Origin of the sequence: Massilia sp. CMS3.1 (genome assembly GCF_051262535.1) — a bacterium.
In the GTDB taxonomy this organism is placed as follows: domain Bacteria; phylum Pseudomonadota; class Gammaproteobacteria; order Burkholderiales; family Burkholderiaceae_D; genus Telluria.
On record NZ_JBIMES010000009.1, the window covers coordinates 186,051 to 204,203 of the forward strand.

Genomic DNA, 18,153 nt, shown 5'->3' on the forward strand with positions numbered 1-18,153 from the left:
GTGTAAACGGTGTCGAGGCCAGCCCCGGCCAGAAGGTGTTTTTGTGTCACTATCAACAGCATTCCATCCTCGAGGAGCCCTGATGAACGCCGCCGATCCACGCCAGTTCCTGCTGCACCTGTTCGAATCCGCGCTGGACGCCGTCGATGCCGGGACGCTGATCGCACACCATCTGCCGGCCGCGCCGCGCGGACGTACGGTCGTGATCGGCGCCGGTAAAGCGGCGGCGCGCATGGCCGAGGGTGTCGAGCGGCATTGGGGAGGTGAACTGTCCGGGCTGGTCGTGACGCGCTATGCGCATGGCGCGCCAACGCAACACATCGAGGTCGTCGAGGCCGGCCATCCGGTGCCCGATGCGGCCGGTGTGGAGGCGGCCGAACGCATGCTGGCGCTCGTGAACGGTCTCACCGAAGACGACCTCGTCCTGTGCCTGATGTCCGGCGGCGGCTCGGCCCTGCTGTCCCTGCCGGCGCCCGGCATCACGCTGGAAGAAAAACGCGCGATCAACCGTGCCTTGCTGCGCAGCGGCGCGCCGATTGGAGAAATGAACCGCGTGCGACGCCACCTCTCGAGCATCAAGGGAGGGAGGCTGGCGCTGGCCTGTTATCCGGCGCGCGTGGTGACCCTGGTCGTGTCGGACGTGCCGGGGGACGACCCGGGTGTCGTCGCTTCCGGGCCGACCGTGCCTGACGGCAGCACGGCGCGCGATGCGCTGGCGATCCTCGAGCGCTACGCCATTCCGATCTCCAGCGCGGTGCGCGCCGTGCTGCTCGATCCTGCGCGCGCCGCGCCCAGGCCCGACGATCCACGCCTGGCGCGCAATGAAACGATCGTGATCGCCACCGCCCAAACCGCGCTCGAGGCTGCGGCAAACGCCGCGCGTAACACCGGCATCACGCCCTTGATCCTGTCGAACAGCATCGAGGGAGAAGCGCGCGACGTCGCCGCCGTGCACGCGGCCATCGCGCGCCAGGTGCGCCAGTACGGCCAGCCTTGCGCCGCGCCCTGCGTGATTCTCTCGGGCGGCGAAACCGGGGTGACGGTGCGCGGCAAGGGCAGAGGAGGTCGCAATGCCGAATTCCTGCTGGCGCTGGCCCTTGGCCTGGATGGATTGCCCGGGGTGCACGCGCTTGCCGCCGATACCGACGGCATCGACGGCACCGAGGACAATGCCGGCGCCTCCCTCGCCCCCGACACGCTGGCGCGGGCAGCAGCCGCCGGGCTCGACGCCCGCGCCATGCTGGGCAATAACGACGGCTACAGCCTGTTTTCCGCGCTCGGCGACCTGGTCGTCACCGGACCGACGCGCACCAACGTCAACGATTTCCGCGCGCTGCTGATCATGCCCTGACGGCGGCTGGCAGATCGCAGGTGATTGTCCGACCTGGGAGTCAAGGGTAACCATTAATTACAGGATGCTGACAAAGCACAAACTGATTTCAAAACGAGTGGTAAAAAAATACAGGGCCGCGTTCAGCGCGGCCTTTTTCATGCTCCATTCAAGAATGGATCGCCTGCTCTATACCCAAAGTAACGGTTGTTGTGACGATGATAAGGAAAATAGGGCATATATTATTTGGTGTCCATACATATATTGCAAATAATAAATGTTTTTGTTAAATCTTCAGTGCAAAACGTTGCTAAATAGCCTCACTCGTTTAGAAATTCCCGCCATGCATGATTACTCAGGCGTACATTTTCTGGGCCGCCTGTCGAGGGCACTTCGGATCTACCGAAGACCATAAACCAGGGCATATTGCCTTGACGGAAAACTACACACGAAGGGCTCAACATGAAGTCGACGCATTCGATTTACCCGAATTTGTTGAAAGTCGCTGTAGCAGTCTCCATCGTCACCGGTTCGCTCGCCTCGGCTTCCGCCGCCGGCACCGTCCCTGACTTCCAGGTCGCAGGCACCAAGCAATACATCGTCGAGACCGACCGCCTGATCGTTAAATACAAGGACGCCAACGTCGGCGCTGCCCAGGCCCGGGTCGCCACCGCGATGACTTCCGCGCGCCAGGCCATCGCCGACCGCGCCGGTCAGCAGCTGGGCCTGCGCCTGCAGGCACTGCGCACCACCGGCACCGGCGCGCATGTGTTCAAGATCGACCGCAGGGTGTCGGTGAAAGATGCCGATGCGCTGGCGAAGGAAATGATGGCACGCGACACCTCGATCGAATACGCCGAGCCCGACCGTATCATGCGCAAGATGGCCACGGCCAACGATCCGATGTACGCCCAGCAGTGGCACTACACGGAAACGACCGGCGGCCTGCGCCTGCCGGCAGCCTGGGATCTTTCCACCGGTACCGGCGTCAAGGTCGCCGTGATCGACACCGGTATCCGTCCACACGCCGACCTCTCCGGCCAGTATGTCGGCGGCTATGACTTCATTTCCGACACCGCCATCGCCAATGACGGCGGCGGCCGCGATGCCGACGCCTCCGATCCGGGCGACTGGACCGCTGCCAACGAGTGCGCCGCCGGCGAACCGTCTTCAGGCTCGAGCTGGCACGGTACCCACGTGGCCGGCACCATCGCCGCCAAGACCAACAACAGCCTGGGCGTGGCCGGCGTTGCCTACAACGCCAGGGTCGTGCCGGTGCGTGTGCTCGGCAAGTGCGGCGGCTACACCTCGGACATCGCCGATGCGATCATCTGGTCGTCGGGCGGCGCTGTCACCGGCGTGCCGGCGAACGCCAACCCGGCCAAGGTCATCAACATGTCGCTCGGCGGCGGCGGCGCCTGCGGCACCACCACCCAGAACGCGATCAACAGCGCCCGTTCGCGCGGCACGGTCGTCATCGTCGCAGCCGGTAACGAGAACATGAATGCCAGCAACTCGAACCCGGCCAACTGCGCCGGTGTCGTGACCGTGGCAGCCACCAACCGCAATGGCGGCCGTGCGCCGTACTCGAACTACGGCACCGTGGTCGACGTCGCAGCACCTGGCGGCGACGCCAACGGCTACATCCTGTCGACGCTCAACGCCGGCACTGCTGCGCCGGGCGCCGACAACTACGCCGGTTACCAGGGCACCTCGATGGCGACCCCGCACGTCGCCGGCGTGGCTGCACTGATGCTGGCCCGTAACGGCGCGCTGACCCCGGACGAGATCGAGTCGAAACTGAAAAGCACGGCACGCGCTTTCCCGGCGACCTGCTCGCAGTGCGGCACCGGTATCGTCGACGCGGCAGCTGCCGCAGCGTCGGCGACCACGGGCACCCCGGTCGGCCCGACGATCTCGGAAACCGAGTCGAACAACTCGATCTCGACCGCGAACGCCATCAGCACCACCGGCACCACCGTCAACGGCACCATGAGCGCCTCGACCGACAACGACTACTTCGTGGTTCAACTTCCAGCCGGTAAGACGCTGTCGGCAACGATGACCCCGGGTCTGTCGACCTCCGACTACGACGTGTATATCTACAACAGTGCAGGCACGCAGCTGGCCCTGAGCGAGAACGGTGCCGGCGCGGCCGACACCGCTTCGGTGGCGAATACGACCACCGCGACCGCGGCACGTTATGTGCGCGTGAAGTACTACGGCGGCGGCACCGGTTCGACCAACGGCAAGTACACGCTGAAAATGACCTGGTAATTTAGTTCTTGTAGTGTGAGTGAGATCGGACGCGCGGCTTGCCGCGCGTCTTTTTTTATTGCCACCCCTGCGAACCCGCGGCCCTTGCACCAAACCCCAATTGACGAGATACTGTACGAAATTACAGTAGTCGGCCCCGGCCGCCGCCAGAGTGAACGCCCCCGCACGTAAAATCATCCATTGTGATTGCGACTGCTTCTACGCGTCGGTCGAGATGCGCGACGATCCGTCGCTGCGCGGGCGTCCGCTCGCCGTGGGCGGGCGTCCCGACCAGCGCGGCGTGGTGGCGACCTGCAACTACGAGGCGCGCGTCTTCGGCATCCATTCGGCGATGGCCACCGCGCAAGCGATGAAGCTGTGTCCGGAGCTGCTGGTCATTCCGCCGGCGATGGAGAAATACCGCATCGCATCAACCCAGATCATGGAGATCTATGCCGACTACACGGACCTGGTCGAGCCGCTCTCGCTCGACGAAGCCTATCTCGACGTCTCCAATTCGCCTCACTGCAAGGGCAGCGCGACCTTGATTGCACAGGAAATCCGGCGCCGCATCTTCGAGACCGTCGGCATCACGGCCTCGGCCGGCGTGGCGCCAAACAAATTCGTGGCGAAAATCGCCAGCGACTGGAACAAGCCGGATGGATTGTTCCTCGTGCGGCCGGAAGAGGTGGATGCCTTCGTGTCGGCGCTGCCGGTGAAAAAGCTGCACGGCGTCGGCAAGGTAACGGCGGCCAAGTTAAATAAGCTGGGCGCGCAGACCTGCGCGGATTTACGTGGCTGGACGATGCAGGAGTTGCAGCACCACTTCGGCAGTTTCGGTGCGCGCCTGCACGATTTATGCCGCGGCATCGACAACCGCGAGGTCAGTCCTGAGCGCGAACGCAAGTCGGTCAGCACCGAGGAAACCTATACGGTGGACGTGCCGGACCTGCCGGCCTGCCTGGCGCTGCTGCCCGATTTATATGAACACCTGCTGGGCCGAATCAAACGCGCCGGCGCCGAAAAATTCATTAACAAGCTGTTCATTAAAATTAAATTTTCGGACTTCCAGCAAACCACCGTCGAGTGCGTCGCCTATGCACCGCACCTGCCGACCTTTGCCCGGCTCATGGAAACCGGCTGGCTGCGCGCCAGCCGCCCGGTGCGCCTGCTGGGCGTCGGCGTGCGCCTGGGCGACACCGAACATGTCGAGCAACTAAGCCTGTTTGACGAACACGCAACACATTGAAACGTTGTTGTTGCCAGCCGAAAATAGCTGCACAGCAGCGTGTAAAATGTCGTTCCCCTGAAATACTGAGACAACAGAAAGCAACTATGTGGTTCAAGAATCTTCAGATTTACCGCCTGCCCGCACCGTGGGCGTTCACGCCTGAACAAATGGAAGCGGCGCTTGCGCCCCAGGCGTTTACGCCGGCAAACAGCAATGAATTGCTGCGTCAAGGCTGGGATTCGCCGCGTCCGAATGGCGGTCTGGTCCACGTCGTCAACAAGCAGATGCTGATGATGCTGGGCACCGAAAAGAAGCTGCTGCCGAGCTCAGTGATCAACCAGGTCGCCAAGGCCAAGGCTGCCGACATGGAAGAGCAGCAAGGTTTCCCGCCAGGTAAAAAGGCGATGAAAGAATTGAAGGAACGCGTGGCCGAGGAACTGCTGCCGCGCGCATTCACGATCCGCAGCAATACCTGGACCTGGATCGACCCGGTCAACGGCTGGCTGGTTGTCGATGCCGCCAGCCCGGCGAAAGCCGATGAGGTGGTGAAGCTGCTATTGAAAGGCGTGGACCGCATGCCGCTCGAGTCGCTTCGCGTGCAGCGCTCGCCAGTGGCCGTGATGACCGGCTGGCTGGAGGCCGATGAAGCACCGTACAACTTCACGATCGACCAGGATACCGAATTGCGCGCCACCGGCGAAAGCCGCGCCGCCGTGCGTTACGTAAAACACTCGCTCGATCCGGACGACATCCGCCGCCATATCGCCGCCGGCAAGCAGTGCACGCGCCTGGCGATGACCTGGAACAGCCGCGTGTCGTTCGTGTTGACCGAATCGCTGGCGATCAAGGGCGTCAAGCCGCTCGACGTCATCAAGGAAGGCGAAGCCGTCACCAACAGCGACGACGAGCGTTTTGATAACGACATCATGCTGATGACCGGTGAGCTGGCGAAGATGCTGGCCGATGTGGTGGACGCGCTGGGTGGCGAAGCCAAAGCGTAACTAGCCTTTGGCGTTCGTAACGCCGTGTTGTATCAACGTCAAAACGGACCCGCATGGGTCCGTTTTGCTTTCAAGCGGCAGGTTGAAAACTTACACCAAAAGGGAGCGTGCTGATGCCCCCGGAATGGTGTGTTGTTACAGCGGCTGGAAGACGCCGGCGGCGCGATTCTTGGTCACATTGTCCCAAGCGAACACTTGCCCGTTCATGCCCACGTAAACGCCGGGCGCCAGTGTTTGCGCCACACCGCAGGCGAAACCGAGGTTGAACAGGGCGTCGGAATTGGCGATCTCGTACGGGATCATGGCGCCGGTCAGGACAATCGTCTTGCCGAGGTTTGCGGCGCCGAGCACGGCGGCCGTCTGCGGCATGGTATCGGTGCCGTGGACGATGACAATTGCCTTCTCCGTTGCGCCCTGGCAGGCTTCCAATACGCGCTGGCGATCGGCATCCCCCATGTCGAGCGAATCGACCAGCGGCAACACTTGCAGCGCGACGGGGAGCGTCAGGCGCGCGCGCGCGACGACGGCTGGCAAATGGCTTTCGGAAAAGCCGAGCACACCGGTCAGTTCATCGTAATGTTTGTCGAAGGTGCCGCCGGTGGCGATGAGTCGCAAAGTCATATCGGTTTATAAACGCAGTAAAAAAAGGTGGGTCATCATAGCGTTAAACCGGTGTGTATCCATATGTGACTGCGCTAGAATCGACCGGATCGGATGAGTAGACTGATCCTTTTTTCGGGCAAGCCCCATCGAATTCCATGAAAACCGTTGCTCCAGGAACCGTTATTTTCCATCGCCATCGCGGGTATGGCGTGATCACCCACGTCAACCTGCTGACGGGCTGGATTTCCGCGCGCTTCGGCAATGAAGCACGCACGCTCGACCTGAACCTGTCGAGCGACGAAGTCCAGCACGCCGATGGCGAACCCATTCTCTTTCGGCGCGCGCCGCCCGACCGCATGCCGCATGCGCGCCTGATGGCTGTCGTGCGCGCACTGCACCAGGCCGGCTACCAGAAGCTGTATCTGTACTCCTGGCCAAAGCCTTCCGGCCTGCACTGGCGCTGGCATTTGTTTACGGGACAGCGCAACTGGATGCAGCGCTCCTGGCGCGAAGGCTGGTATGGATCGGGCGCCGAGTACAACAACAATCCGGTAATGGGCTGGGGCGATACGCCCGGTGCCAGCACCGAAGAATTGATCCACGCGTTGGCGAAGTTCGATCCGCACGGCCTGGCCCAGGCGCTGGGCCGCGACGAGGACCACACGGCCTGGTTCGCCGACACCTGCGACGCGCTGCTGCCAGGCTACATGTACAGCCTGAACATCGAGCGCCCCGCCGGCGGTGGCCTGGTCGAGGCTCCGCCGGTGCCGGTGGTGGCGGTGCGCGCCGGCTTGCCGGCGTATGCCGGGCCGGAGATCGGCTGGCCGCCGGGCTGGGCGGGGTTGTGGACGAAGTCGTACGTGATGCCGGCGCGCAAGATCAATGTGACGGGCGAGCCGGAGTTGCGTTGACCTCACTTAGGCCCGATTCAGGGCCTCGGGGTTGAGGATGTTTGTCGGTGTGCCCGCCACAAAATGCGCGATGTTCTCGAACGCCGCCTTGAAGTACACCTCATAACTCTCCCGCTCGACATACCCCAGGTGCGGCGTCGCCAGCACCGTCGGCATCCGCAGCAGAGGTGCATCCGGCGCCAGCGGTTCCTCGGTGAACACATCAAGCGCTGCCATTCCCGGCCGTCCGGCCTGCAGCGCCGTCACCAAAGCGCCTTCTGCCACCAGTTCCGCGCGGCTCGTGTTCACAAATAAAGCATCCGGCTTCATGCGCGCCAGGTCGGCGCCAGTGACGATCCCGCGTGTCACATCCGCCAGGCGCAGATGCAGGCTCAATACGTCCGCCTCGGCAAAGAAGGCCTCGCGCGACGCGGCCGCATGCAAGCCATCCGTCAGCGCCGCTTGCCGGCTCGCCTGGCTGCCCCAGACCAGCACGCGCATCCCGAACGCCTGGCCGTAGCCGGCCAGCAGCTTGCCGATCTTGCCGTAGCCCCAGATCGCCAGCGTGCGTCCGCGCAGCACCCGGCCCAGTCCATTGAGCTGGGGATTCACCGACGCGCTTTGCCAGACGCCGTCCTTCAAATTGTTCGCATACGGCACGATCTTGCGGCTGGCCGCCATGATCAGCGCCCAGGTCAATTCGGCCGGCGCCACCGGCGAGCCGGTGCCCTCGGCAATCGCGATACCACGGGCAGTGGCGGCGGCGACGTCGATGTGCCCGCTGACCTTGCCGGTTTGCGAGATCAGTTTCAAATTCGGTAGCTTGTTGAGCAGGGCGGCAGGCAGGCTCGTCCGCTCGCGAATCAGGACCAGCGCCTCATAGGGCGCCAGCCGGATTGCCAGCTGGCCAAGGCCGCGCGCAGAATTGTTGAACACTTTGACCTCGTGAGCGTCCAATATTTTGTAACAGTCGAGCGCTGGCACAGCGTTCTGGTAGTCGTCGAGAATGGCAATTTTCATCGGAGTTGAGCGAAGTTATTGATGAGCGCGTAAAGGAATAACGCGTTCCCGGCGAATTGAAGTAGCCTACTACAATAGTCGACTATTTTTCCTACATTTTTCGATTCGAAGGGCTTGAATCGCAGATCGAGGGGTGTACAATCGGCCGCTTATTAAGGGTTTGACAGCACCGAAGTGTATATCAGCCCTGGCTTCATCTGTTCCATCGCCTCGCCGACGAGGCCGTCGACACGACCGCCGTACCGCCGCTCCATCGGAGCCAGGGACTTCATCGCATGGTCCCATGCACCTACGACGATCCTGCCGTGCCGGGACCCGCGCAGAATTCTTAATTGTTGGAGGTACCATGAACCAGCCCGTGATGAGCGGCGTCGCCGCCCTGAACGTTCCAGCCCACATCAAGCACCAGAAGCTCATCAATTGGGTAGCGGACATTGCCGCCCTGACGAAGCCCGACGCCATCTACTGGTGCGACGGCTCCGAAGAAGAGTACGACCGCCTGTGCGCACAGATGGTCGAAGCCGGCACGATGAAGCGCCTGAATCCTGCACTGCGCCCGAATTCCTACCTGGCCCAGTCCGACCCGTCGGACGTGGCGCGCGTCGAAGACCGCACCTATATCTGCTCGAGCACAAAAGAGCAGGCCGGCCCGACGAATAACTGGACCGACCCGGCTGAAATGCGCACCACCCTGAGCGGCCTGTTCGAAGGCTGCATGCTGGGGCGCACGATGTACGTGGTGCCGTTCTCGATGGGCCCGCTGGGTTCGCCGATTGCCCACATCGGCGTCGAACTGTCCGATTCGCCGTATGTCGCCGTCAACATGCGCATCATGACGCGTATGGGCAAGGCCGTGTACGACGTGCTCGGCACCGATGGCGAGTACGTGCCGTGCGTGCACAGCGTCGGCATGCCGCTGGCCGCCGGCCAGCAAGACGTGGCCTGGCCGTGCAACACCACCAAATACATTGTCCATTATCCGGAAACCCGCGAGATCTGGTCCTTCGGCTCCGGCTACGGCGGCAACGCGCTGCTCGGTAAAAAGTGCTTTGCACTGCGCATCGCCTCGAACATGGGCTACCAGGAAGCCCAACAGGGCGGCACCGGCTGGCTGGCAGAACACATGCTGATCCTCGGCGTGGAATCCCCTGAAGGCGACAAGAAATACGTCGCGGCCGCTTTCCCTTCGGCCTGCGGCAAGACCAACTTCGCCATGCTGATCCCGCCGAATTCGTTCAACGGCTGGAAAGTCACGACGATCGGCGACGACATCGCCTGGATCAAGCCGGGTCTTGACGGCCAGCTGTACGCGATCAATCCGGAAGCGGGTTACTTCGGCGTCGCGCCGGGCACCAACGACAAGACCAACTCGAACTGCATGTCCTCGCTGCGCGAGAACGTCATCTTCACCAACGTCGCGCTGACCGACGATGGCGATGTCTGGTGGGAAGGCATGACGAAACAAGCCCCTGGCCACCTGATCGACTGGCAAGGCAAGGACTGGACCCCGGCATCGGGCACCAAGGCCGCGCACCCGAACGCGCGCTTCACCGTCGCCGCGACCCAGAACCCGGTGATCGACCCGGCCTGGGACGATCCGGCCGGCGTGCCGATCTCGGCCTTCATTTTCGGCGGCCGCCGCTCGACCACCGTGCCACTCGTCACCGAAGCCAATAACTGGGTCGAAGGCGTGTACATGGCTGCGACCATGGGTTCGGAAACGACCGCCGCCGCCGGCGGCCAGATGGGCGTCGTGCGCCGCGATCCGTTCGCGATGCTGCCGTTCATCGGCTACAACATGAGCGACTACTTCCAGCACTGGCTCGATCTCGGTAAAAAAGTTGAAGGGAAGAATTCGGCCGCATTGCCGAAGATCTTCTGCGTCAACTGGTTCCGTACCGACGAGTCGGGCAACTTCGTGTGGCCGGGCTACGGCGACAACATGCGCGTGCTGAAATGGATCCTCGAGCGCGCCGCGGGCAAGGCCGATGCCGGCACCCCGCACCTGTTCGGCAGCTCGCCGAACTACGGCGACCTGAACTGGGAAGGCATCGAGTTCACCGAAGCGCAGTTCAAGCAGATCACCTCGATCGACAAGGACGCCTGGCGTGAAGAGCTGAAATTGCACACCGAGCTGTTCGACAAGCTGGCGCACCACCTGCCGCAAGAGCTGGTGGCAACGAAAGCCAAGCTGGAACAGCAGCTGGGCTAATTCGCGTTTCTGAGGAGGGCGGCCCACTTGACGTGGCCGCGCGTAGTAAAAGGGCAGTGCCGCGTGGCGCTGCCCTTTTTTTATGCAAACCGTTTCTGCGGTCCCACGATTCGACGCTATGCCAGCGTCGTGACTTCGGTCTTGTTTCCGCTGAACCCATCAAACACACGCCGGTGGCATGCATACGACATCGCATCATCGCGCTCGTAATACCCGCTCACCCATTCCAGCAAAAAGTTCAACTTGCTCTGTTGCGCGTCCATCGACGCATACTTGTGCGGTTCCCACGGACGCCGGCGATTGTTTTCCAGGCACACCGCGCGTCCCGGATTCATGAACACCAGCGCCGAACTCCAGGGGAGCGCTGCTTCCACCAGGTCGCCGTAGCAGCCTTCCACCACCCAGGTCCCGTGCCCCGTCACGAAGGCGAGCAGGTCGGCGCGCACCGCCGCAATAGCGCGCGGCACGGCGATCCGGCCCGGTTCCCACACGATCGTATCCAGGTCAAGGTGCACCAGCCCATGTTGCGCGGCGAGCGCGCGCGCGCGGTGCGATTTGCCGGAACCCGAGTTGCCCATGATGAGTAATCGCATGCTTTGATCCGCTGTGATTTCCGTGAAGTATTAATATTAACCGCTTTACATGAATGCTTGACCCTCACGCAGCGTCAGGCACCAGCATGGGTGCACGCATGAAGAAGAGAGGACACGATGCTGTTGAAAATCGGCGAACTGGCAAAACGCACCGGCTTGACCGTGCGCACGCTGCACCATGACGACAGCATTGGGCTCCTGTCTCCTTCGGCGCGTTCCGACGCCGGCTACCGGCTCTATAACGAAGCTGACATCGCCCGGCTGCACCGCATCCTCGCGCTGCGCAGGTTCGGCATGGCGCTGGCCGAGATCGGGACTTATCTCAGCGGACCGGGCCTGCCGCTGGCAAATCTCGTCGAGCGCCAGATCGCCATGCTGACGCAGCAGATGGAGTAGGCCGATGCCTTGCGCAATCGCCTGGTGCGCCTGCGCGGACAGCTGCCCGGCGACTCAGCACAAGATCCGCCAGGCGTTGGATAACGAGCCGGAACTGAAACAGCCGGGCATGGTGGACGAACGCATGCTTGGGTTCATGCGTGCGGCGCTGCAGTCGCTACGGCCGACCCTGTAACGCAAAAAGGCAGAGCCGCGGCTCTGCCTTCTTCAGCTTGAACGAAACGCTTACTGCACCAGCAGCGGCTTCAGATACTTGCCCGTCACGCTGTCCGGATTCTCGGCGACGTCTTCCGGCGAACCGGTGGCGACAATCTTGCCGCCGCCGGCGCCACCCTCGGGACCGAGGTCGACGATCCAGTCCGCGGTCTTGATGACGTCGAGGTTGTGCTCGATGATCGCCAGCGTATTGCCCTGGTCGCGCAGGCGGTGGATGACTTTGAGCAGCAGGTCAATGTCGGCAAAGTGCAGGCCGGTGGTCGGCTCGTCCAGGATGTACAGGGTGCGACCGGTATCGCGCTTCGACAGTTCCAGCGACAGTTTGACACGTTGCGCCTCGCCGCCGGACAGGGTCGTCGCACTCTGGCCCAGCTTGATGTAGCCGAGGCCGACGTCAAGTAAGGTCTGGAGTTTGCGTGCGATCACCGGCACCGGCTTGAAGAAGGTGTGCGCGTCTTCGACCGTCAGTTCCAGCACTTCGGTGATGCTCTTGCCCTTGTAGTGCACTTCCAGCGTCTCGCGGTTGTAGCGTTTGCCGTGGCAGACGTCGCACGGCACGTACACGTCCGGCAGGAAGTGCATCTCGACCTTGATCACGCCATCGCCCTGGCAGGCTTCGCAGCGGCCGCCCTTGACGTTGAACGAGAAGCGCCCCGCCGAGTAGCCGCGTTCCTTGGCCGTCGGCACGGTCGCGAACAGGTCGCGGATCGGGGTGAACAGGCCGGTATACGTCGCCGGGTTCGATCGCGGGGTGCGGCCGATCGGCGCCTGGTCGACCGAGATCACCTTGTCGAAGTGCTCCAATCCAAAAATCGCGTCGTGCGGCGCCGGTTCCGTCTGCGAGCCGTACAGGTGGCGCGACAGCGCCGGGTACAGCGTGTCGTTGATCAGCGTCGATTTACCGGAACCCGAGACACCGGTAATGCAGGTCATCAGGCCGACCGGCAGGTGCAGCGTCTCGCCTCTTAAATTGTTGCCGGTGGCGTTCGTGATGACCAGCTGGCGCTCGGGATTGGCTTGCGTGCGCTTCTTCGGCACCACGATCTTGCGCCGGCCATCGAGGTACTGGGCCGTGATCGAGTGCTCGTTCGCCATGATCTGCTCGAGCGTGCCTTCGGCGATGATCTGGCCGCCGTGTACGCCCGCACCCGGACCCATGTCGACGATGTAGTCGGCGGTACGGATCGCATCCTCGTCGTGCTCGACCACGAGCACGCTGTTGCCGATGTCGCGCAGGTGTTTCAGCGTGCCGATCAGGCGGTCGTTGTCGCGCTGGTGCAAGCCGATCGATGGCTCGTCGAGCACGTACATCACGCCCGTCAGGCCGGAACCGATTTGCGAGGCCAGGCGAATCCGCTGCGCTTCGCCGCCCGACAGGGTATCGGCGCTGCGGTCGAGCGACAGGTAATCGAGGCCGACATTGTTCAGGAACTTCAAACGCGCGATGATTTCCTTGATCACGCGCTCGGCAATCTCTTTCTTGGCGCCGGTCAGGACCAGGGTCTCGAAGAATTCCAGCGTCTCGCGCAAGGGCTTATCGGACACTTCGTAAATGGCGCGCTGCTGGGCGCCGTGGCCGATTTTGACGAAGCGCGCTTCGGTACGCAGGCGCGCGCCGTCGCACGAAGGGCACTTCTTTTCGTTGATGAATTTGGACAGCTCTTCCTTGACCGCCATCGAATCGCTCTCGCGGTAGCGCCGCTGCAGGTTGTTCACCACACCCTCGAAGGTGTGCTCGCGAATCACCGTACGGCCGCGCTCGTTCACATAGGTGAACGGGATCGAGGATTTACCTGAGCCGAACAGGACGGCGTCCTGCGCAGGTTTCGGCAATTGTTCGAACGGTTTATCCAGGTCGAATTCGTAATGGGCCGCCAGGTTCGACAGCATCTGGAAATAAAACTGGTTGCGACGATCCCAGCCTTTGACGGCACCGGAAGCGAGCGACAGGTTCGGGAAGGCGACAATGCGCTTCGGGTCAAAAAACTCGATGTGACCAAGGCCGTCGCACTCCGAGCAGGCGCCCATCGGGTTGTTGAACGAGAACAGGCGCGGCTCGAGTTCCTGCAGCGAATAGCCGCAGACATTACAGGCGAACTTGTTCGAGAACACGGTGGCCTGCTCGGTGTCCATTTCGAAGGCCACGGCGCGGCCATCGGCCAGGCGCAGGGCGGTTTCGAAACTCTCGGCCACACGTTGCTTGATCTCCGGATTGACCTTGATGCGGTCGATGACGACGTCGATCGAGTGCTTTTCCGTTTTCTTGAGTTTCGGCAGTTCGTCGATCTCGTAGATTTTCGCTGGATTGACGCCGCTCTGGATGCGGAAACGCACAAAGCCCTGTGCCTGCATGCCCGCGAACAGGTCGCCGTGCTCGCCCTTGCGGCCGGCCACGACCGGCGCCAGAATCATCAGCTTCGTACCTTCCGGCATGGCCAGCACGGTATCGACCATCTGCGACACGGTTTGCGCCGCGAGCGGCTCGTGCGGGTGCTGCGGGCAATACGGGGTACCGACGCGCGCATACAGCAGGCGCAGGTAGTCGTGGATTTCGGTGACGGTGCCGACGGTCGAGCGCGGGTTGTGCGAGGTCGCTTTCTGCTCAATGGAAATTGCCGGCGACAGGCCTTCGATCAGGTCGACGTCCGGCTTTTCCATCAACTGCAGGAACTGGCGCGCGTAGGCCGACAGCGATTCGACATAGCGGCGCTGACCTTCGGCATACAGGGTGTCGAAGGCGAGCGAGGATTTGCCCGAGCCCGACAGGCCGGTGATGACGATCAGCTTGTTGCGCGGCAGGTTGAGATTGATGTTCTTGAGATTATGCGTGCGGGCGCCGCGAATACGAATTTCTTCCATTGAATTTTGGCAGGCTTTCAATAATTTTATGCGGGCCGCGCACGAGTCTCTCGCGGTGAGCGGGCCAATCGAGGGGAATCTGCTAGTTTAACGCGTTTTACTTGCGGCTGTACATTCATCCAGTACTCTGGTGTACCAGCGATGCCAGATTGATATGCGGTTCGGCAAGCGAATTGAAGTCGACAATATCAGTTTTGTCGTATGTGAGCCGTTTGGCTCAGGCTTCAATGTCAAACCGTTCAGAATCCAAAAATAAATTTGGCGGCGGGGCAGGCGGGGTATGACGACAACGATTCGCCGTTTTTGCGCCGCCTTGGGCGCTGACTCACCCCAACAAAATGTCCTTTTAATGGCGCCACTTCGGCCCCATAATATCGCGTTGCAGTACACAGTTCCCTGGCGTTCAGTCTTGTGCAGAGCCAGGGCTCGAGCGTCTAAAAAACCTTCAGGGCAAGGCGCATCGTCGAAGACAGTACGCGAGTACGGCGAGACGATGCAACGCTGCCACGGGGGTTTTGTTAGACGCTCGCACATTATCCTGAAGGAGTCACACCATGGCATCAGTTAACAAGGTCATCATCGTCGGCAACCTCGGCCGCGACCCGGAAATCCGCTACATGCCGAGCGGCGACGCCATCGCGAACATCGCGGTCGCCACCTCGTACAAGTCGAAAGACAAGAATACCGGCGAGCAGAAAGAGCTGACCGAATGGCACCGCATTTCCTTCTTCGGCCGCCTGGCCGAGATCGTCGGCCAGTATTTGAAGAAGGGCTCGTCGGTCTATGTCGAAGGGCGCCTGCAGACCCGCAAGTACACGGACAAGGACGGCATCGAGCGCTACGCGACCGACGTCATCGCTGAAAACATGCAGATGCTGGGTGGCCGTGCGGGCATGGGCGGCGACAGCGGCGGCATGGGCATGGACGACGGCGGCGGCTACGAGCCACAACAGCAGCAGCAGCGCCCGGCCCCACGCCAGGCGCCGGCGGCCCCGGCAGCGCGTCCGCAGCCGCAGCGTCCGGCGCCGAACTTCTCGGACATGGATGACGACATCCCGTTCTGATCGGGCCGCAGCTCATCCGATCGAAATGGCCTGCAATTGCAGGCCATTTGTATTTGTGCGCCTCCGATAGCGATTGAGGCTGGCTGACGCGTCGCCCTACACGTCCACCCTCATCTCGAACCCGCCGTAGATCATGCGCTTGCCATCGAAGGGCATGTTCTCCGGCTTCATGAATTCAAGCATGCGCGGATCCTTCATGACTTGCTCGTTGATTGCATCGCGCTTGGCGCGCGACTCATAAACGATCCACGAAAACGCCACCACTTCGCCATCCTCCAGGTTTACGCTTTGGGGAAACGAGGTGACTTTACCTGGCTTGACGTCGTCGGCAATGCATTCGCGAAATTCCAGCGCGCCGAGATCGCGCCAGATAGCGCCACACGTCCTGGACATCGCCAGATAGGCATCGAGCTTGTCTTTATGAACCGGAACAACAAAACCATCGACATAGGCCATGATCGTTCTCCTTTGGTTGGGTAGGGGTGAGACCTCGACAACGCGGTAAAAATCCCTGAATGCTTCCCCGGCGCCGGACTGGCCGCCGTTTCTTCTTCGACAATCGCATACACGCCGCCCGCGGTGGCGCCGGCATCGATCTTCCTGGCGCGCAGGTCGCGGTACTCTGCCGCATTGATGCTGTGCTTCACGCGCGCCTCCGCCGGTTCAGGACTCAAACCCGGTCTAATTTACCGGTTTTGTAGCAATGACGGCAACACGCGCTCCGCTCAGCCCAGCGCCGCCTCGATCGCCGCCACCAGCGCCGGATCGTCCGGTTTCACGTCCGGTGCGAAGCGGGCGACCACGGCACCGTCGCGCCCGACCAGGAATTTTTCGAAATTCCACATCACGTCGCTTGGATTCTTCGGGCTCAGCCCGTGCTGGGCCAGCTTGTCGCCGAAGGTGCTGCCGGCGGCCTGGCGTGCCTGCGGCTGAGCGTTGATGAGTTCGCTGTACAGAGGGTGGCGCGCTGCGCGGTTCACTTCCACCTTGCCGAACATCGGGAAGCGCACGCCGTAATTGCGCTGGCAAAAATCGGCGATTTCCGCCTCGTCCCCCGGTTCCTGGGCGCCGAAATCGTTGCACGGAAAGCCCAGCACCACGAGGCCGCGTTCTTCGTAGTGCTCGAACAGTTTTTCCAGGCCGGCGTATTGCGGCGTCAGGCCGCATTGCGATGCAACGTTGACGATCAGCATGACTTTGCCACGGTAGTCGCCGAGCGTGGCGTCCTGGCCTTCGAGGCGGTGCAGCGGGATATCGAACAGCGTGCTCATGGGTTACTCCTCAGGGTCGCGGAAATGGCTATCCTACCGCGCGCCGCGCGAGGATGCTGGAAACGGCCACCGGCCTGGAAGGCGGCGCCGTGTTCCTGCTGGGGATGGAGAGCGATGCTCGGCACCGATGAGGTGCCGGCGAAAGTGCTGTCCCTGTTGAATCAGCGCCCAGCCGCGGCGTTGTCGAGTTCGGTCAACTGTTTCAAACGGCGCGCGGTGAGCTGGGCGCGCCAGCCGGAACCGGGCACCTGCGGATGGCGGATCGACCCGTACAGTTCCATCGCATCGCGGTAGGCCAGCCAGGCGCGCTGGGCTTTCTCGACACCGGTCTTGCGGATCGTGCCGAGGTAAGAGGTACTCGCCGGACGGTTCAACATGAACTGGCGATAGGTCGCATTCATTTTCTGTTCCAGGCTATCGAACTCGGCTTCCGAGAAGCGCGGCACCTTGCCGGCTTCAGCATCGAGCACATCGGCCGCGAACTGGTCGAGCTCGAACGCCTGGACGTCGAGCTGCAGCGCACGGGTCGCAGCGCTGCCGGCATCGGTTTCGTAGTCGACCCGGTGCTGGGCAAAATAATGGACTGCCTTGCTCGCCATCTCCAGGCCGAGCTGTTCTTTCGCATTCCAGCCGCGCGTCAGGGCGGCGAGCTGGGCACCACGAGACTGGTCGCGCTGGCGCTCGCGCACCGCGGCGCAGCGGCCGCGCATGTCGGCGGCGGCATCGTCGCAGACATCGATCGGTGCGCGGTCGTCGCCGCTGGCGCGCCGGCGCAGGTGCTGGACCCGGCTTTTCATCTCGCCCACCGGACTCTGGATGCTGCAGGCGTGTTTCAACGCCAGGTCGAACTGCGGCGTCATCCCGGCGCCATTCGCATACATCATCATCAGGACCCCATGCGCATGCGTGCGCGCCGCACAGGCATGCACGCGCTGCCAGTCGGCCTTGCTCGCCTCCACCAAGTTCAGGGTGTCGTAGTACAGGGCGGAGGCGTCGCAGCGCCCGCCAGGCACGGCATCGACTGGCGGGCGCGCCGGTTTGTCGTTCTTCACGCGCATGCATTGGCGATACCAGTCGGTACTGCGCAGCACTTCCGGCGGTGCGCCGTAGACATTCGGGTAAGGCGCCGCCTGGGCGCCGACACCCAGCAGGCTCGCAAGCAGTAGGGGCCAATACGCACGGGGCATCGCGGTCTCCTAAAAAGTTTCCTA

At 62.4% G+C, this 18,153-nt stretch carries 15 protein-coding genes and 1 pseudogene; 9 read left to right on the plus strand and 7 right to left on the minus strand.

Annotated features, from left to right (window positions below):
• Positions 1–82 precede the first annotated feature (82 nt).
• The 4 genes from ACHAC9_RS16155 to ACHAC9_RS16170 all read left to right on the plus strand — a co-directional run bounded on the left by ACHAC9_RS16155 (position 83) and on the right by ACHAC9_RS16170 (position 5,818).
• Entirely contained in the window at positions 83–1,351 is a 1,269-nt protein-coding gene (locus ACHAC9_RS16155) for a glycerate kinase type-2 family protein (RefSeq protein WP_435761169.1), read from the plus strand.
• A 441-nt stretch (positions 1,352–1,792) separates the two neighbouring features.
• Positions 1,793–3,607: a S8 family serine peptidase gene (locus ACHAC9_RS16160; protein WP_435761171.1), complete on the plus strand. Its 1,815-nt coding sequence runs from the start codon at positions 1,793–1,795 to the stop codon at positions 3,605–3,607.
• Positions 3,608–3,758: 151 nt separating this feature from the next.
• Positions 3,759–4,835: a DNA polymerase IV gene (gene dinB / locus ACHAC9_RS16165; protein WP_435761173.1), complete on the plus strand. Its 1,077-nt coding sequence runs from the start codon at positions 3,759–3,761 to the stop codon at positions 4,833–4,835.
• 86 nt (positions 4,836–4,921) lie between these two features.
• Positions 4,922–5,818, plus strand: a complete 897-nt coding sequence (locus ACHAC9_RS16170) for a recombination-associated protein RdgC (RefSeq protein ID WP_435761175.1) — start codon at positions 4,922–4,924, stop codon at positions 5,816–5,818.
• A 135-nt stretch (positions 5,819–5,953) separates the two neighbouring features.
• On the opposite strand, the gene ACHAC9_RS16175 is transcribed toward ACHAC9_RS16170, so the two are convergent.
• Entirely contained in the window at positions 5,954–6,439 is a 486-nt protein-coding gene (locus tag ACHAC9_RS16175) for an asparaginase domain-containing protein (protein WP_435761177.1), read from the minus strand.
• Positions 6,440–6,576: 137 nt separating this feature from the next.
• Here ACHAC9_RS16175 and ACHAC9_RS16180 point away from each other — a divergent pair, with 137 nt between their 5' ends.
• Positions 6,577–7,332: an L-asparaginase gene (locus ACHAC9_RS16180; protein WP_435761179.1), complete on the plus strand. Its 756-nt coding sequence runs from the start codon at positions 6,577–6,579 to the stop codon at positions 7,330–7,332.
• Positions 7,333–7,338: 6 nt separating this feature from the next.
• Here the strand turns inward: ACHAC9_RS16180 and ACHAC9_RS16185 are convergent, their stop codons facing one another.
• Positions 7,339–8,331 (minus strand): D-2-hydroxyacid dehydrogenase family protein, encoded by a 993-nt coding sequence (locus ACHAC9_RS16185; RefSeq protein ID WP_435761181.1) that lies wholly within the window; start codon positions 8,329–8,331, stop codon positions 7,339–7,341.
• A gap of 346 nt (positions 8,332–8,677) precedes the next feature.
• On the opposite strand from ACHAC9_RS16185, the gene ACHAC9_RS16190 reads away from it, so the two are divergent.
• Positions 8,678–10,543, plus strand: a complete 1,866-nt coding sequence (locus ACHAC9_RS16190) for a phosphoenolpyruvate carboxykinase (GTP) (protein WP_435761183.1) — start codon at positions 8,678–8,680, stop codon at positions 10,541–10,543.
• A 116-nt stretch (positions 10,544–10,659) separates the two neighbouring features.
• On the opposite strand, the gene ACHAC9_RS16195 is transcribed toward ACHAC9_RS16190, so the two are convergent.
• Positions 10,660–11,136: a hypothetical protein gene (locus tag ACHAC9_RS16195; RefSeq protein WP_435761185.1), complete on the minus strand. Its 477-nt coding sequence runs from the start codon at positions 11,134–11,136 to the stop codon at positions 10,660–10,662.
• Between the two features lie 117 nt (positions 11,137–11,253).
• On the opposite strand from ACHAC9_RS16195, the pseudogene ACHAC9_RS16200 reads away from it, so the two are divergent.
• Both ACHAC9_RS16200 and ACHAC9_RS16205 read left to right on the plus strand, forming a co-directional pair.
• Positions 11,254–11,529, plus strand: a pseudogene (locus ACHAC9_RS16200) (MerR family transcriptional regulator); the annotation flags it as partial.
• A gap of 7 nt (positions 11,530–11,536) precedes the next feature.
• Positions 11,537–11,707 carry a hypothetical protein gene (locus ACHAC9_RS16205; RefSeq protein ID WP_435761187.1) on the plus strand — a complete coding sequence of 57 codons (171 nt, stop codon included), beginning with the start codon at positions 11,537–11,539 and terminating at the stop codon, positions 11,705–11,707.
• 50 nt (positions 11,708–11,757) lie between these two features.
• Here the strand turns inward: ACHAC9_RS16205 and uvrA are convergent, their stop codons facing one another.
• Positions 11,758–14,607 (minus strand): excinuclease ABC subunit UvrA, encoded by a 2,850-nt coding sequence (gene uvrA, locus ACHAC9_RS16210; RefSeq protein WP_435761189.1) that lies wholly within the window; start codon positions 14,605–14,607, stop codon positions 11,758–11,760.
• 554 nt (positions 14,608–15,161) lie between these two features.
• On the opposite strand from uvrA, the gene ssb reads away from it, so the two are divergent.
• Positions 15,162–15,671 (plus strand): single-stranded DNA-binding protein, encoded by a 510-nt coding sequence (gene ssb, locus ACHAC9_RS16215; RefSeq protein ID WP_435761191.1) that lies wholly within the window; start codon positions 15,162–15,164, stop codon positions 15,669–15,671.
• Between the two features lie 96 nt (positions 15,672–15,767).
• Here ssb and ACHAC9_RS16220 read toward each other — a convergent pair whose 3' ends face one another.
• The 3 genes from ACHAC9_RS16220 to ACHAC9_RS16230 all read right to left on the minus strand — a co-directional run bounded on the left by ACHAC9_RS16220 (position 15,768) and on the right by ACHAC9_RS16230 (position 18,129).
• On the minus strand, positions 15,768–16,127 hold the full coding sequence (locus tag ACHAC9_RS16220; RefSeq protein ID WP_435761193.1) for a DUF1428 domain-containing protein: 360 nt from the start codon (positions 16,125–16,127) through the stop codon (positions 15,768–15,770).
• A gap of 269 nt (positions 16,128–16,396) precedes the next feature.
• On the minus strand, positions 16,397–16,942 hold the full coding sequence (locus ACHAC9_RS16225) for a glutathione peroxidase (RefSeq protein WP_435761195.1): 546 nt from the start codon (positions 16,940–16,942) through the stop codon (positions 16,397–16,399).
• A gap of 161 nt (positions 16,943–17,103) precedes the next feature.
• Complete coding sequence (locus ACHAC9_RS16230) at positions 17,104–18,129, minus strand: lysozyme inhibitor LprI family protein (RefSeq protein ID WP_435761197.1); 1,026 nt, start codon at positions 18,127–18,129, stop codon at positions 17,104–17,106.
• Positions 18,130–18,153: the final 24 nt, after the last annotated feature.